General features: G+C 71.9%; 13 protein-coding genes and 1 pseudogene. 11 read left to right on the top strand and 3 right to left on the bottom strand.

What is annotated here, in order from left to right:
• Positions 1-72 precede the first annotated feature (72 nt).
• The 5 genes from Phou_RS11060 (at position 73) to Phou_RS11040 (ending at position 4,477) form a co-directional block, all read left to right on the top strand.
• Positions 73-861, top strand: coding sequence for a PIG-L deacetylase family protein (locus tag Phou_RS11060; protein WP_246273486.1), 789 nt, complete (start codon positions 73-75; stop codon positions 859-861).
• Between the two features lie 79 nt (positions 862-940).
• Positions 941-1,822, top strand: a complete 882-nt coding sequence (locus tag Phou_RS11055; RefSeq protein ID WP_173055945.1) for an ABC transporter ATP-binding protein — start codon at positions 941-943, stop codon at positions 1,820-1,822.
• Entirely contained in the window at positions 1,812-2,636 is an 825-nt protein-coding gene (locus Phou_RS11050) for an ABC transporter permease (RefSeq protein ID WP_173055943.1), read from the top strand. Before Phou_RS11055 ends, Phou_RS11050 begins: the two co-directional genes overlap by 11 nt.
• Before the next feature lie 93 nt (positions 2,637-2,729).
• Positions 2,730-3,824, top strand: a complete 1,095-nt coding sequence (locus Phou_RS11045) for a sensor histidine kinase (RefSeq protein WP_173055941.1) — start codon at positions 2,730-2,732, stop codon at positions 3,822-3,824.
• Positions 3,821-4,477: a response regulator transcription factor gene (locus tag Phou_RS11040; protein WP_173055939.1), complete on the top strand. Its 657-nt coding sequence runs from the start codon at positions 3,821-3,823 to the stop codon at positions 4,475-4,477. Before Phou_RS11045 ends, Phou_RS11040 begins: the two co-directional genes overlap by 4 nt.
• Positions 4,478-4,544: 67 nt before the next feature.
• Here Phou_RS11040 and Phou_RS11035 read toward each other — a convergent pair whose 3' ends face one another.
• Positions 4,545-5,435 (bottom strand): alpha/beta hydrolase family protein, encoded by an 891-nt coding sequence (locus Phou_RS11035; protein ID WP_173055937.1) that lies wholly within the window; start codon positions 5,433-5,435, stop codon positions 4,545-4,547.
• Between the two features lie 493 nt (positions 5,436-5,928).
• Here Phou_RS11035 and Phou_RS11030 point away from each other — a divergent pair, with 493 nt between their 5' ends.
• The 4 genes and pseudogenes from Phou_RS11030 (at position 5,929) to Phou_RS11015 (ending at position 10,589) form a co-directional block, all read left to right on the top strand.
• Positions 5,929-7,125, top strand: coding sequence for an acyltransferase family protein (locus tag Phou_RS11030; protein WP_173055935.1), 1,197 nt, complete (start codon positions 5,929-5,931; stop codon positions 7,123-7,125).
• A 112-nt stretch (positions 7,126-7,237) separates the two neighbouring features.
• Positions 7,238-8,799, top strand: a pseudogene (gene ffh, locus Phou_RS11025) (signal recognition particle protein).
• A 129-nt stretch (positions 8,800-8,928) separates the two neighbouring features.
• The gene (locus tag Phou_RS11020; protein ID WP_246273485.1) at positions 8,929-9,486 is read left to right on the top strand and encodes a Uma2 family endonuclease; all 558 of its coding nucleotides are present in this window, start codon (positions 8,929-8,931) and stop codon (positions 9,484-9,486) included.
• 17 nt (positions 9,487-9,503) lie between these two features.
• Complete coding sequence (locus Phou_RS11015; protein ID WP_173055929.1) at positions 9,504-10,589, top strand: amidohydrolase family protein; 1,086 nt, start codon at positions 9,504-9,506, stop codon at positions 10,587-10,589.
• A gap of 3 nt (positions 10,590-10,592) precedes the next feature.
• On the opposite strand, the gene Phou_RS11010 is transcribed toward Phou_RS11015, so the two are convergent.
• Together Phou_RS11010 and Phou_RS11005 are read right to left on the bottom strand one after the other, a co-directional pair.
• Positions 10,593-12,041 (bottom strand): outer membrane protein assembly factor BamB family protein, encoded by a 1,449-nt coding sequence (locus tag Phou_RS11010; RefSeq protein WP_173055927.1) that lies wholly within the window; start codon positions 12,039-12,041, stop codon positions 10,593-10,595.
• Positions 12,031-12,546, bottom strand: a complete 516-nt coding sequence (locus tag Phou_RS11005) for a SigE family RNA polymerase sigma factor (protein WP_173058250.1) — start codon at positions 12,544-12,546, stop codon at positions 12,031-12,033. Before Phou_RS11005 ends, Phou_RS11010 begins: the two co-directional genes overlap by 11 nt.
• Positions 12,547-12,615: 69 nt before the next feature.
• On the opposite strand from Phou_RS11005, the gene proS reads away from it, so the two are divergent.
• The gene (gene proS / locus Phou_RS11000) at positions 12,616-14,022 is read left to right on the top strand and encodes a proline--tRNA ligase (RefSeq protein ID WP_173055925.1); all 1,407 of its coding nucleotides are present in this window, start codon (positions 12,616-12,618) and stop codon (positions 14,020-14,022) included.
• Positions 14,022-14,675, top strand: a complete 654-nt coding sequence (locus Phou_RS10995; RefSeq protein WP_173055923.1) for a ribonuclease FAU-1 family protein — start codon at positions 14,022-14,024, stop codon at positions 14,673-14,675. Before proS ends, Phou_RS10995 begins: the two co-directional genes overlap by 1 nt.
• Positions 14,676-14,847: the final 172 nt, after the last annotated feature.

Raw genomic sequence — 14,847 nt, 5'->3', positions numbered from 1 at the left:
GGCCGCGCCGCGTTCGGCCGAATGCTTGCGGAAAAGCGCTGCACCGCCGCGCCACCAGGAGAAGATGTGCCGGTGACACGGACCTTGGTCGCGGTCTTCGCCCATCCCGACGACGACGCCTACGGGATCGCCGGCACCGTCGCCTTGCACGCCTCCGACCCGGACTTCCGGTTTGTGCTGGTGCTCGCGACCGACGGCGCCGCCGGCGACATCCGCGAGGGGTTCGCGGCGACCCGGGAGACGCTCGGCGCCATCCGGCGCGGCGAGGACGCGGCGGCGTGGCGGGCGCTGGGGCGGGAGCCGGACCGGCACGAGTGGCTCGGCTACGACGACGGGGCGGTCGACAAGGTGCCGCGCGACGAGCTCGTCGCGCGGATCGCCGCAATCCTGGCCGAGGAGCGTCCCGACGTGGTGGTCACGTTCGGCCCGGACGGCATCTTCGGCCATCCCGACCACATCGCCGTCGGCGCGGCGACCGACGAGGCCTTCCACCGGCTCGCTCCGGGAGCGGCCGGCGGGTTTCGGCGGCTGTGCCACGGTGCGGTACCGGAGTCGGTGTTCAGCCGGTGGAACGATCAGCGCGCGTCGATGGGCCTGCCCGTCTTCGAGCCGACCCGGATGTACCACATGCGGGGCGTGCCGGACGACCGGATCGGCGTCGTCGTCGACTGCCGCCCGGTGGCCGACCGCAAGGTCGCCGGCCTGCTGGAACACCGCAGCCAGCACCACGTGATGTCGGACGACCCGGCGGACACCGAGCGGTGGAAGCGGGTGGTCGGCCGCGAGTGGTGGGTCGTGGCCTGGCCCGAGCGGCCGCCCGGCGCGCCGATGCTCGGCGACGTCTTCGACGGCCTGGACTGAGCGCGTACGTCAGCGGGCGTACACGCACTCACGCTCGGCGGCGGACGCCCGGGGGCGGCCTTCGCGCGAGGGTGGGGGCATGTTCCCAGTGGAGACCCACGAGCTCACCAAGCGGTACGGGCAACTCGTCGCCGTCGACAAGGTGAGCCTCACCGTACGGCCCGGAGAGGTCTACGGGTTTCTCGGCCCGAACGGAGCCGGGAAGACGACAACGCTGCGGATGCTGCTCGGGCTCGTGCGGCCGTCCGCGGGCACGGTGCGGCTGTTCGGCAAGGACATCGCGCAGAGCCTCGGCGACGTCGGCGCGCTGATCGAGGGGCCGGCCTTCTACCCGTACCTGTCGGGGCGGGACAACCTGCGCGTCCTCGCCCGCTACGCCGGGTGCCCGGCCGGGCGGGTCGGGCTCGTGCTGGACCTGGTGGACCTGACCGACCGGGCCGGGGACCGCTACGGCACGTACTCGCTCGGCATGAAGCAGCGCCTCGGCGTGGCCGCCGCGCTGCTCAAGGACCCCAAGCTGCTGATACTCGACGAGCCGACAAACGGCCTCGACCCCGCCGGCATGGCGGACATGCGGCGGCTGATCCGGCGGCTCGGCGCGGCTGGCAAGACCGTGCTGCTGTCCAGCCACATGCTCGGCGAGGTCCAGCAGATCTGCGACCGGGTCGGCGTGGTCTCCGGCGGCCGGCTGATCGCCGAGAGCACCGTCGCCGAGCTGCGCGGCGGCGCGCGGCTGCGGGTGGTGGCCGACCCGCTCGACGAGGCGGCCGCGCGGGCTCGCGCGCTGCTGGGCGAGGACCGGGTGCGCGTGGAGGACGGCGCGCTCGTGCTCGACGTCGAGGCGGGCAAGGCGGCCTGGGTGAATTCCGAGCTGGTGGGCGCCGGCATCGACGTGAGCGAGCTGGGCGTGCGCGAGCGGGAGCTGGAAGACGTCTTTCTGGAGTTGACACATGTGGGGTAGTACGCGAGCCGAGATCACCAAGCTTGTGCGGCGACCGGCGAGCTGGCTGCTGCTGGCCGTTGCCGTCGTGTTGAGCCTGACCTTCACCTACCTGGTCCCGTACGCGGGTGCGAACGGCACCGCCGACGGGGCGCCCAACGCCACCCGGGGCATCGCCGAGACGCTCCCCGACCAGCTGGTCGGCAACTCGATCGGCGGGCTGCCGGTCTTCGCCGGCGCGATCCTGCTGATCCTGGGCGTGCTGGCGGTCGGCGGCGAGTACGGCTGGGGCACCTGGAAGACGCTGCTGGCGCAAGGGCCGTCACGGCTTACCGTGTACGCCGCGAAGGTCACCGCGGTCGCGTTGGCCAGCCTCGCGATCGTGCTGGCCCTGTTCGCGGCCGGCGCGGTGACCAGCGCGGCGATCGCTGCCGCCGAGGGTGCACCGGCACACTGGCCGTCCGCCGTGGACCTGCTCGCCGGCATCGGCGCCGGGTGGCTGATGGCCACCGTGTGGGCCGGCCTCGGCGTGGTACTCGCCGTCGCGCTGCGCGGCGTGGCGCTGCCGATCGGGCTGGGCCTCGTGTGGCTGATGGCCGTGCAGAACCTGCTCTCCGCGATCGCCGCCCCGCTGCTGGACTGGGTGGCGGCGCTGCAGGAGTGGCTGCCCGGCCCGAACGCGGGCTCGCTCGCCGCCGCCCTCGGCTCCGCACCGGACACGCCCGGCGTCGAGACGCTGGTCGGCGGCGGCCACGCGGTGGCGGTACTGGCCGGCTACCTGGTCCTTTTCGTCGGCGTCGGCGGCCTGCTGCTGCGCCGCCGCGACATCATCTAGGAAGAATGTGGCAATGAGCGAGTGCAGCGAGCGAATCGTTGGGCGCTGTGCGTTCGGAGCCTCGTGGCCGCCCGCAGCGAAGCGAGGACGGCCATGAGCGACTCGCTCCGGAGGTGGGTGGCCGACGGGCTGCTCGCCCTGGTGCTGCTGGTGATCGGCATCGGCGGCACCGGGCCGGCCGGCGAGGGGCAGGACCGGCCGGTCACCGCGTTCACGTACGTGCTGGTCGTGATCGTGGCCCTGTCCCTCGTGGTCCGCCGCCGGTGGCCGCTCGTCACGCTCGGGATCGCCGCCGCGGGCACGTCGCTCTACCTCGTGCTGCAGTACCCGTACGGGCCGATCCTGCTGGCGTTCATGGTCGCGACGTACACAGCGGCTCGCCACCTGCCGCTCAAGCCCGCCGCCATCGCCGCGGGCATCGCGCTGGTGGTGCTCTCGGTGCACACCTTCACCGACGGCAACATCGAGGGCCTGGTGCCGGGGGCGGCCTGGGTGGTGGTGCCGTTCGCGGTCGGCGTCACCGTGCGGCTCAGCCGCGAGGCGGCCGCACGGACCCGCGACGACCTGGCCCGCCAGTACGCCGACGAGGAGCGCCTCCGTGTCGCCCAGGAGGTGCACGACGTGGTGGGGCACGGCCTGTCCGCGATCAACATGCAGGCCGAGATCGCCCTCCACCTGCTCGACAAGCGCCCGGAGCAGGCCGAGGCGGCGCTCACCGCGATCAGCCGCACGAGCCGGGAGGCGCTGGACGAGCTGCGGGTGACGCTCGCGCTCGTACGCCGTACCAGGGAAGGCGAGACAAGAGCGGCCACCGCGGGCCTGGCCCGTCTCGACGACCTTGTGGCGCGGATGTCCGAGACCGGCGTGCCGGTCACGGTGGAGGTCACCGGCGAGCGGCGGGACCTGCCGGCGGTGATCGATCTGGCAGCATATCGGGTGGTGCAGGAGTCGCTGACAAACGTTTTGCGCCACGCCGGCGCGGCCACCGCCACGGTCCGGTTGACCTACCTGCCCAAGGAGGTGAGCGTGGAGGTCCTCGACACCGGCCGCGGCGTGCCCGGCGCGCCAGGCGGGGGACACGGCCTGGTCGGGATGCGCGAGCGGGTCGCGGCCCTCGGCGGCGAGTTCACCGCCGGGCCCGCCGAGAGCGGCGGATTCCGGGTGTACGCGACGCTTCCGCTGCCATGATCCGGGTACTCATCGCCGACGACCAGGACCTGGTGCGCCTCGGGCTGCGCACGCTCGTCGAGAGCGAAGACGGCATGGAGGTGGCCGGCGAGGCCCCTGACGGCCTTGCCGCGGTGGAGGCCGCCCGGCGCGAACGCCCCGACGTGGTGCTCATGGACATCCGCATGCCCGGCATCGACGGCATCGAGGCGACGCGCCGCATCGTGGCCGATCCTTCGCTTTCCGAAACTCGCGTGGTCGTGCTGACCACGTTCGAGCTGGACGAGTACGTGTTCGACGCGCTCCGCCACGGCGCGAGCGGCTTCCTCATCAAGGACACCAAACCGGCCGAGCTGCTGCACGCCATCCGCCTGGTGGCCGGCGGCGAGGCGCTGCTGTCACCGTCGGTGACCCGGCGCGTGGTGCGCGAGTTTGCGACGCGGCCCAGCCGGGTGCCCAAGCCGCACCCCCAGCTCGGCACGCTCACCGAGCGGGAGAAGGAGATCGTCGGCCTGGTCGGCGAGGGCCTGAGCAACGACGAGATCGCCGAACGCCTCGTCGTCAGCCCCGCGACCGCCCGCACCCACGTGAGCCGCGCCATGATCAAGCTAGGTGCCCGCGACCGCGCCCAGCTCGTCGTCTTCGCGTACCAGTCAGGGTTGGCCGACCTGTAGACCGCCGGCCCGATCCCGCGCCGGGGGCCCGCCGCGACAAAGGCGGCGGGCCTGAAGACCTCGCGGATCAGAGGGTGCGGAACCACCGCGCGGTGTCGGCGGTGCCCATGATGTTGGCGCCCAGGTGCGTGGAGCCGTTGAAGACAAGGTCGCCGGCGTCCACAATGGACGCCCGCACGCCGCGGGCGGCGAAGGCTGCCTGGCAGGTCGTTGTGTGGCCGGGCCGGATCTGCTCGTCGCCTCCTGAGACCACGAGCCGCACCGGTGCGCGCGGGGTCCAGCCCGTGCAGGTGGCGTCGTGTACGGCGAGCGCCGCGGCAAACGGGCCGGTCGGGTTGTCGATCAGGGCCTCGCCCTCGTCGGTGAGCAGCAGGTCGAGGGTGGGTGGCAGCTTGTCGGCGAGGTCAGGCCCGGCGTGTACGCCGTCGAAGAGCTGCTCGATGCCGTCCACCTCGAAGACGTCGCTCGGCTGGTCGTAGATGTGGTGCAGGCGGTTCCAGGAGACCAGCAGGTAGGCGGTGTAGCCCGTGTTGATCGGCGGCTCGAGGTCGCCGATGATGGGCAGCAGCTCGCGGCGGGCGTCGTAGGCGCCGGCGATCGGTGACAGCGCGCCGAGGCGAAACCACTCGTCCGTGCCGCCGGCCAGCGCGCGGGCCAGGCCGGTGGCCGCGGTGCCGCCCTGCGAAAAGCCGGTGACCAGCACCTTGCGGTCCAGCTTGTGGCCCGTGCGCGGGGCGAACTCCCGCGCGGCCCGGAGCAGGTCGAGCGCGGCGGTGGTCTCCGACGGCACGTCGAGGTAGGGGTGCGGTCCGGGGCCGAGGCCCATGCCGAGGTAGTCGGGCGCGACCGCGGCGAAGCCGGCCGAGGCGTACGTGAGCGCCGGGCCCACCGCCCATCCGTCCCGCCACATCGACGGGGCGTCGGTGCGGTTGATCTCGGTGCCGTGGGTGTACGACACCGTGCGCAGCTCGCGCGCCCCGCCGCGGGCAGGGCGACAAGGCCGCTGGCGACCGTCGGCCGCCCGGCGGGGTCGACGGTGCGGTAGACCAGCTGGTACGTGTCGACCCCGTACCGCACCTCGCCGGTCTTGAACCCGGCCGCGGCCAGCTCCCGCGCCACGTCCTGCTTGGTGGTGAGCGTGCGCAGCGGCTGTACCGCCACGATGCGCCCGCGCTCGCCGTCCGGCTGCTTGTCTTCGGCGACGGCCGGCGCGGCGATCGCGACCGCCCCCGCGGCGAGCGCGCCGACCGCGACCGCGGCAGTCGTTCGTGTACGTATCGTCATGCCTTGAACGCTATGAAGCCACGCGCCCGGTCTGAATCCGGTCAGCCGGCCTGTTTGCGGTAGGGGCAGCATGACTTCGCCGGGGACCCGTCACGCTGCGCGAACCCGGTATCCTGCTGGCGCCGCCCACGACGGGGACAGGCGCGACCGGGGAGCCTGAGGGACCAGTGAGCATCGAAACCGAGGCAGTGTCGACTGCCGACGTCCCCACGACCGCGGTGCCGCGCCAGCCCGGTCCGGAGCCCGAGGCCGCGCCGGAGCCCGAGGCCGCGCCGGAGCCCGAGGCCGCGCCGCAGCCGCCCGAGGCCGGCAACCGGTTGTACATCCTTGACCTGCTGCGCTTCTGCGCGGCGCTCTCGATCGTGGCGTACCACTTCATCCCGTCCTCGGCGGGCGCGTGGGGCGGCGACGACGCCGCGTTTTCCGGGCCGCTCAAGGACGTGCTGCAGTACGCGTGGCTGGGCGTCGAGGCGTTCTTCGTGATCAGCGGCTTCGTGATCTGCATGAGCAGCTGGGGGCGCACCCCGTCGCAGTTCTTCGTCTCGCGGGTGACCCGGCTGATGCCGGCGTACATGTTCGCGGTCCTGGCCACCGCCGCCGTCCTCACGCTCGTGCCGGTGCTGCGGGAGCGCCCCAAGGTCCCCGACGTCCTGATCAACCTGACGATGCTCAACCGCTTCGTGAACGTGCCGGGCGTCGACTCCGTCTACTGGACGCTGTTCGTGGAGCTGAAGTTCTACCTGCTGTTCGCGGTCGTGGTGGCGTTCGGCGTGACGTACCGGCGGGTGGTCCTTTTCTGCATGCTGTGGATCGTCGTCGCGCTGTTCTCGATGTACACCGGGTCGCAGTTCCTGAACGCGATCTTCGAGCCGTTCTACGCCGCGTTCTTCGTCGCCGGCATCACGCTCTACCTCATCCACCGCTTCGGTCCCGACCTGCTGCTGTGGTGCATGCTCGGCATCTCGGTGGCGATCGCCATGTCCAACCTGGCGCAGCGTGACCCGGTCAAGCGGGGCATCAACTCGTACGGCGTGACGCTCGTGCTGATGCTCGTCTTCATCCTGATCATGGTGGCGGTCTCGCTCGGCTGGTTCCGCTGGGTGCGGTGGCGTGGGCTGGTGACGGTCGGCGCGCTCACGTACCCGCTCTACCTGCTGCACCACAACATCGGCCTGACCGCGATCAAGAAGCTGCACGACCGGATGCCACCGTGGCTGCTGCTCGCCGCGGCGGTGGCCGGCGTCCTGCTCCTGTCCTACCTGACGTACCGGCTGGTCGAGCGGCCCCTGGCCAAGCGGCTGCGGCGCGGGCTGCAGGAGGGCTTCGCCAAGATCCGAGCGGCGGAGCCGGCGCGCATCCGCTGAGCGCACGCGCGCCGCGCCGGTGGGGAGGTGTCCGGTTACGCTAGGGGCGCGGCCGGCTCCTGAGCCGGCCCGCTCCGTGCTCGCCGATTGATGACAAACGGGATGTTGTGGCGTGTTTGACACCTTGAGTGACCGGCTTTCCGGGATTTTCACCAAGCTTCGCGGCAAGGGGCGCCTCTCCGACGCCGACATCGACGCCACCGCCCGCGAGATCCGCCTCGCCCTGCTCGAGGCCGATGTCGCGCTGCCGGTCGTCAAGTCCTTCATCGCGAACATCAAGGAGCGGGCGCGGGGTGCCGAGGTCTCCCAGGCGCTCAACCCCGCCCAGCAGGTCATCAAGATCGTGCACGAGGAGCTTGTCGCGATCCTGGGTGGGGAGGCGCGGCGGCTCCAGTTCGCCAAGCAGCCACCCACGGTGATCATGCTGGCCGGCCTCCAGGGTTCCGGTAAGACCACGCTCGCCGGCAAGCTCGCCCGCTGGCTCAAAGCGCAGGGCCACCAGCCGCTGCTGGTGGCCGCCGACCTGCAGCGCCCCAACGCCGTCGGGCAGCTGCAGGTCCTCGGCGGGCGCGCCGGCGTTGAGGTGTACGCGCCGGAGCCCGGCAACGGCGTCGGCGACCCGGTCCAGGTGGCGCGCGACTCGATCGACTACGCCCGCCGCGTGGCCCGTGACATCGTCATCGTCGACACCGCCGGCCGGCTCGGCATCGACGCCGAGATGATGGCGCAGGCCGCCTCGATCCGCGACGCGGTCGAGCCGGACGAGATCGTGTTCGTCATCGACGCGATGGTCGGCCAGGACGCGGTGACCACCGCCGAGGCCTTCCGCGACGGCGTCGGCATCACCGGCGTGGTGCTGTCCAAGCTGGACGGTGACGCCCGCGGTGGTGCCGCGCTCTCCGTGCGGCACGTGACCGGCCAGCCGATCCTCTTCGCGTCCACCGGCGAAAAGCTGGAGGACTTCGACGTCTTCCACCCCGACCGGATGGCCAGCCGCATCCTCGGCATGGGCGACGTGCTGACCCTCATCGAGCAGGCCGAGCAGGCGTTCGACGAGGACCAGAAGGAGAAGATGGCCGCCAAGCTCATGGGCGGCCAGAGCTTCACGCTGGAGGACTTCCTCGACCAGCTCATCGCCGTGCGCCGGATGGGCCCGATCGCGAACGTGCTGTCGATGATGCCGGGCATGGGCCAGATGAAGGACCAGCTGGCCGAGCTCGACGACAAGCACTTCGACCGGGTCACCGCCATCATCCGCTCGATGACCCCGGGCGAGCGCTCCAACCCGAAAATCATCAACGGCTCCCGCCGCGCCCGCATCGCCAACGGCTCCGGCGTCACGGTCATGGACGTCAACCAGCTGCTCAACCGCTTCACCGAAGCGCAGAAGATGATGAAGCAGATGGGCGGCATGATGGGCCTGCCCGGCGGCCGGCGCAAGGCCACCAAGTCGCCGAAGAACAAGCGCAAGGGCACCAAGGGCGGCGGCCGTCCCCGCTCGGCCGGCCTGCCCGGCGGGATGCCGGGTGGCATGCCCCCCGGAATGCCCCAGCTGCCCCGGGCATGGACCCGAGTGCCCTTGCCGGCGGCGGCCTGCCGCCCGGCTTCAAGCTCCCCAAGCTCGACTTCGGCAAGCTCCGCAAGCGCGAAGACGACGAAAACGACGGCAAGTAGCGCGCTCGAATTGGGGGACTCGCACCAACCCTGACAGCGCTCCAGGATGAGACGTGAGGTGGTCACGCGATGCCGCCATCACGGAAGGAGCGCCCCATGACCGCGGCCCTCAACCTGCCTCAGCGCGAGGTGTGGACCGTCGACGATCTGGCCGAGCTGCCGCCTGACCTTCCGTACGAACTGGTCAACGGAAGGCTGATCCTCGTGTCGCCGGACTTCGTCCATCAGTTCCTGTGCTTTCGGATCATGCAGGCGCTTGACGCCAATTGCCCGGCGGCGTATTCCCCGGTCGGCGACCTGACGCTCGATGTCGGCCGGTACAGCGAGCCGCGGCCCGACGTCGTCGTGATGGATACGTCGCACGTCGACCAGCACCCGCCGCCCGTTGAGGATGCACTCCTCGCCGTCGAGGTCGTTTCGAAGGACTCGAGGCTGCGCGACGTGTATGACAAGGCCGGGATGTACGCCGCCGCCGGAGTCAAGCACTACTGGGTGATCGACCCGCTAACCGACAAGATCTCGCTCGCCGAGCACGTGCTGGAGCCCAAGCTCCGGCGGTACGCCATCGCCCGGCAGACCACCGAGGTCTTCACGACCGACGAGCCGTACGCGATCACCATCGACCTGCCGGCGCTGACGGCGCGGCGCGACGCTTTCCTGGCCCGGACCAAGCCTGGGCGGCGGTGATCGGGTAGGACTGTCGCATGGCGTTGCACGTGCGTGGGGTCCTGCTGCCGGACGACGAAGAGCGTGACATCTGGCTCGTCGGCGACCGGGTGACGTTTTCGGCCGTCGCGGGGGCGGAGACGATCGCGGACCGGGGGTACATCCTGCCCGGCCTGGTCGACGCGCACTGCCACATCGGCATCGCGCCCGGCGGGGAGCCGATCGGGGGGATCGCGGAGGTCAAGCAGCTGGCGGCCACCGACCGCGACACCGGAGTGCTGGCGATCCGGGACTGCGGCTCGCCGTACCCGTACCCCCAGCTGGACGACGACCCCGACGTGCCGCGACTGGCCCGCGCGGGCCGCCATGTCGCGCCGCCCAAGCGTTATCTGCGGGATATCGGCGTGGAGGTGGACGCGCCGGACGTGCCGGGTGAGGTGACCCGGCAGGCGGCGGCCGGCAACGGGTGGGTGAAGCTGGTCGGCGACTGGATCGACCGTTCGGTCGGCGACCTCGCGCCGGCCTGGGACGCCGCCACGCTCGAAGCGGCCGTGCGTGCGGCGCAGGCGGCGGGGGCGCGGATCACGGCGCACACGTTTTCGGAGGAGGCCGTCGCGGCCCTCGTGCGGGCCGGCATCGACTGCGTGGAGCACGGCACCGGGCTCTCGCTCGACCTGATCGACGAGATGGCCCGGCAGGGCACGGCCCTGGTGCCCACGATGATCAATATGGCCACGTTCGGTGACATCGCGGCGCGGGCGGAGGGCAAGTTTCCGCAGTACGCGCGGCACATGCGCGCCCTCGGCGACGGCTTTCCGGCCGTGGTGCGCGCCGCGTACGAGGCGGGCGTGCCCATCTACACCGGCACCGACGCGGGCGGCGGCATCACCCACGGCCGGATCGCCGACGAGATGCTGCGCCTGCACGAAGAGGCCGGCGTGGCGCCGCTGGACGTGCTGCGCGCCGCGTCGTGGGGTGCGCGCGAGTGGCTGGGCTTCCCCGGGCTGGTCGAGGGCGGGCTGGCCGACCTCGTCGTGTACGACCAGGATCCCCGCCGCGACCTGCGCGTGGTGCGCGCCCCGCGCCGCATCGTGCTGCGCGGGCGGGTCGTCGCCACCGGCTGACCGTCACCGGTTGATCGCCCAGACCTGGAAGCCTGTCGGGGTGGGGCAGGCCAGCCGGGTCTCGGTCCACGAGCACCAGCGCAGGTGCGCCGGCAGCTCGCCCAGCGCCCGCACCTCGCCGTCGGCCGCGTCGACGCTTGCCACCTCGGTGGTGCCGAGCGAGAGCAGGGTGCCGGTGGAGATCCAGACGAGCTGTGCCTCGCTGCGTATCACCTCGCGGCCGTCCTTGTCGATGAGGATGCTCGCCACCTGCGGCGGCTCAGACCTTCGCCCGGTGAGCAGCACCCGCGTGCCGGCGGCGGTCAGCTGGTCCAGGTCGCTCGGGGCGGTCACCCGCCACAGCTCGCGTCCCTGGGTGACGTCGAGCGCGATCACCTGTGACGTGTCCATGTAGGAGTCCAGCACGCACACCCGGCCCGTCCCGCAGGCCACCAGGGTGGTCAGGTTGTGCTCGGGCGCGCCGGTGAGGATGTCCCGGGAGGCGCCGGTGCCGTCCACGTCGGTCACCCGCAGGCGGTACGTGCGCTCCATCAGGCTGTACCCGTAGAGCCGCCCGCCAGTGGCGATGTAGTTGGCGTGCCCGCTCGGCGCCACCCCGGCCCTCGTCGCGGTCAGCGTGCCGGTCGCCGCGTCGCGGACCAGGAGGTTGCCGCCGGCCGTGACCTGCAGCAGCCGCGGGTCGCGCAGCAGCGGCAGGTGTTGGGCGAGGAGGACGTCGTTGGGCAGGCCGCTGTCCGGATGGGTCATGCCGATGCTCATCACGGGACGGTCCGCGGTCGCCGGCTGCTCCCACAGCACCCGCCCGGTGGTCCAGTCGTACCCGCGGGAGGTGCCGTCCGCGGTCACGAGCACCACAGCCGCCTCGAAGAACAGCAGGTCGTCGTCGTTGATGCTGAACGGAAGCTTCCACCGCACCACGCCGCTGTCCGGGTCGACGACGAAGAGCAGCTGGTCGGGGATCGTGCCGTCGTTGTGCTCGCCGATCGCCAGCAGCGCGTGAGGCAGTGCCACGATCCCGTTGGAATCGTCGAACTCGCCCAGCGCCTTCGCCGGCCACGCCCGCTCACCGGTCCGCAGGTCGGCGGCGGCCACCATGAGCTGGTCGCCGGCGAACCAGCTCGCGTACGCCCGTTCGCCCGCGACCGAGGTCAGCGAGAAGGCCGGCCGTGCGCCGAAGGAGATCTCCTCGCCCAGCGGGCGGGGCGGGCCGAGCTGGACGATCCGGTCCGGCGGCGCGATCGGCTCGGGCTCGGGCCCGGCGAGATCTCGGGTCAGCCACGAGCCGCCGGCGACGCCCGCGGCCACGACGCAGGCCACCGCCGCGGCGACCGCCACGAGTTGGGTACGGCGCCGCCGCTCGCCCCGCCGCCGCGCCCCGCCCGCCTCGCCGAGTGGGATGGCGTCGGCGTCGTCGCGCAGTGCGGTGAACATCCGCTCCAGTTCAGTCGACATCTGCCACACCCCCTCGGGCGCTCTGGGCCACCTGCTGTCCGAGCACGGCGGCCAGCTCCGTGCGGCCCCGGGACAGCCACGACTTGACCGTCCCCTGCGCGGCACCGGTCTCCACGGCGATGTCCGCGACCGAGCGGTCCAGCAGGTAGTGCAGGACGAGCGCGCGCCGGTGCACCGGTGTGAGCGTGCGCATGGCGGTGACCAGCAGCACCGTGTCCTCCGACGGCGGTGGGACCGCGGGTGGCGGTCCGGAGGCCGCGTCGCGCGTCCGCCGTACCCGAAGATGGCGCCAGCGGTCCGCGGCCAGGCGGGTGACCACCAGCCGCAACCACGCCTCGGGACTGTCGTACCCACTCACCCGCCGCCACCGCTGCCAGGCCCGCGCGTACGCCTCCTGCACCAGGTCCTGCGCCTCGGTCACGTCGCCGGCCAGGCCGTACGCGTACCGCGCGAGGCGTCTCGACGTGTCCCGGTAGAACGCGTCGAACCGCTCGGCCTCCGACATCCTCACGTGAAGGAACACGGGGAGGCGCCGATTCGGGTTGCGTGGGCGGCGCGACTAGGATGTCGGCTCATGGCACGCGTGCTCACTCCCCGTGCGGAGGATTTCCCCCGCTGGTACCAGGACGTCATCGCAAAGGCGCAGCTCGCCGACAACGGGCCGGTGCGCGGCACGATGGTGATCCGGCCAACGGGGTATGCCATCTGGGAGCGCATGCAGGCCGAGATGGACAACCGGATCAAGGCGGCCGGCGCGGAAAACGCGTACTTCCCGCTCTTCATCCCGGAAAGCTATCTGCGCCGCGAGGCCGAGCACGTCGAGGGCTTCTCGCCGGAGCTGGCGGTCGTCACCCACGGTGGCGGCAAGCAGCTCGCGGAGCCGGTGGTCGTGCGGCCGACCAGCGAGACGGTGATCGGCGAGTTCATGGCCAAGTGGGTCGACTCGTACCGTGACCTGCCGCTGCTGCTCAACCAGTGGGCAAACGTCGTGCGGTGGGAGCTGCGGCCGCGGGTCTTCCTGCGCACCAGCGAGTTCCTGTGGCAGGAGGGGCACACCGCGCATGCCACCGAGGCCGACGCGCGGGCTTACGCCCGCAAGATCCTTCATGAGGTGTACGAGGACTTCATGGTCAGCGTCCTCGGCATCCCGGTGCTGGTGGGGCGCAAGACGGCCGGTGAGCGCTTCGCCGGCGCCACCAACACGTACACGCTCGAGGGCATGATGGGCGACGGCAAGGCGCTGCAGCTGGGCACCTCGCACGAGCTGGGGCAAAACTTCGCGCGCGCGTTCGACATCACGTACTCGTCGGCCACCGGCGGCGTGGAGCACGTGTGGACCACCAGCTGGGGCACCTCGACCCGGATGCTGGGCGGCCTGATCATGTGCCACGGCGACGACAACGGGCTGCGGGTGCCGCCGCGGCTGGCGCCCGTCCAGGCCTACGTGATGATCGTCAAGGACGGCGACGGCGTGCGGGAGGCCGCGGCCAAGCTCCGCGACGCCCTGCGCGACGCCGGGGTCCGGGTCGGTTTCGACGACCGGGTGGACACCCCCTTCGGCCGCCGGGCCGTCGACGCCGAGCTCAAGGGCTATCCGGTACGGGTGGAGGTGGGCCCGCGCGACCTCGCCGCTGGCAACGCGGTGCTGGTGCGCCGCACCGACGGCTCGAAGACGCCGGTGGCGGTGCCCGACGTGGTCACGTCGGTGCTGGCCGCGCTGGAGACCGACCAGCAGGCGCTGTACGACGAGGCGCTGAAGATGCGCCTCGACCGCACCGTGACGGTGGCGACGCTCGCCGAGGCGATCGAGGCCAGCACCACGGGCTGGGCGCGGGTGCCGTGGTCCGAGGTCGGCACGGCCGGTGAAAAGGAAGCCAACGGGCAGGGCGTGACCGTGCGGTGCCTGATCCGCGCGGACGGGTCGGTGCCCGACTCAGAAGACGAGCCCGAGCTGCAGGCGATCCTGGCGCGCGCCTACTGATGGGCTTCGCACCGGGGCAGCTGATCATCCACCGCAACGTCCACCGGGGCCGGATCGCCTGGGTCCGCCCCGCGCGGGTGGTCGCCGACGACGAGCGCGGCCTGCTGGTGTGGGTCGCCCGCGGCACCCCGGTGGCCGGTGAGGTCGCGGCCGACGGGCGGGGACTGCGGTCGATGCCGTTCGCGGAATGGATCGAGCAGGGGCCGTACCGGCTGGCGGAGGGGACCTGGGCCGGCCCGCCGGTGCTCAAGTTTCTGCCGGTCGGCGCGCGGCACTCGGTGTGGTGGTTCCGGGACGAGGCGGGTGAGTTCCGCGGCTGGTACGTCAACCTCGAAGAGCCCGGCGTGCGCTGGGACGACGGCGAGCTGGCCGGCGTCGACATCGTCGACCAGGACCTCGACATCGTGGTGCTGCCCGACCGCTCGTGGGAGTGGAAGGACGAGGGCGAGTTCACCGAGCGGCTGGGTTACCCGGATCACTACTGGGTGCGCGACGAGGCAGCGGTGTGGGCCGAGGGCCGGCGGGTGCTCAAGCAGGTCGAGGCGGGCGAGTTTCCGTTCGACGGCACGTGGGTCGACTTCACGCCGGATCCGGCCTGGACTCCTCCGCTGGCACTGCCGCGCGGATGGGACCGCCCACCCGCGGTTTCCTGATCTTTCACCCCCGGGCTGTTTTCCACGCTCGCTTCGCTCGTTTGCCAACCCCCGGTCGGACCTTTCGTGGCGGGTCTGGCACAATAGCTTGCTGGTATCCGGCTCCACGTCCGCGCCCTCTAACCCGGGCGTGCGGGCCAGTCCACCCGAGCTCCGCCGTCACAACCCCACG

This window comes from Phytohabitans houttuyneae, from assembly GCF_011764425.1.
GTDB classification, from domain to species: Bacteria; Actinomycetota; Actinomycetes; order Mycobacteriales; family Micromonosporaceae; genus Phytohabitans; species Phytohabitans houttuyneae.
This window is presented reverse-complemented; position numbering and strand designations above follow the sequence as displayed.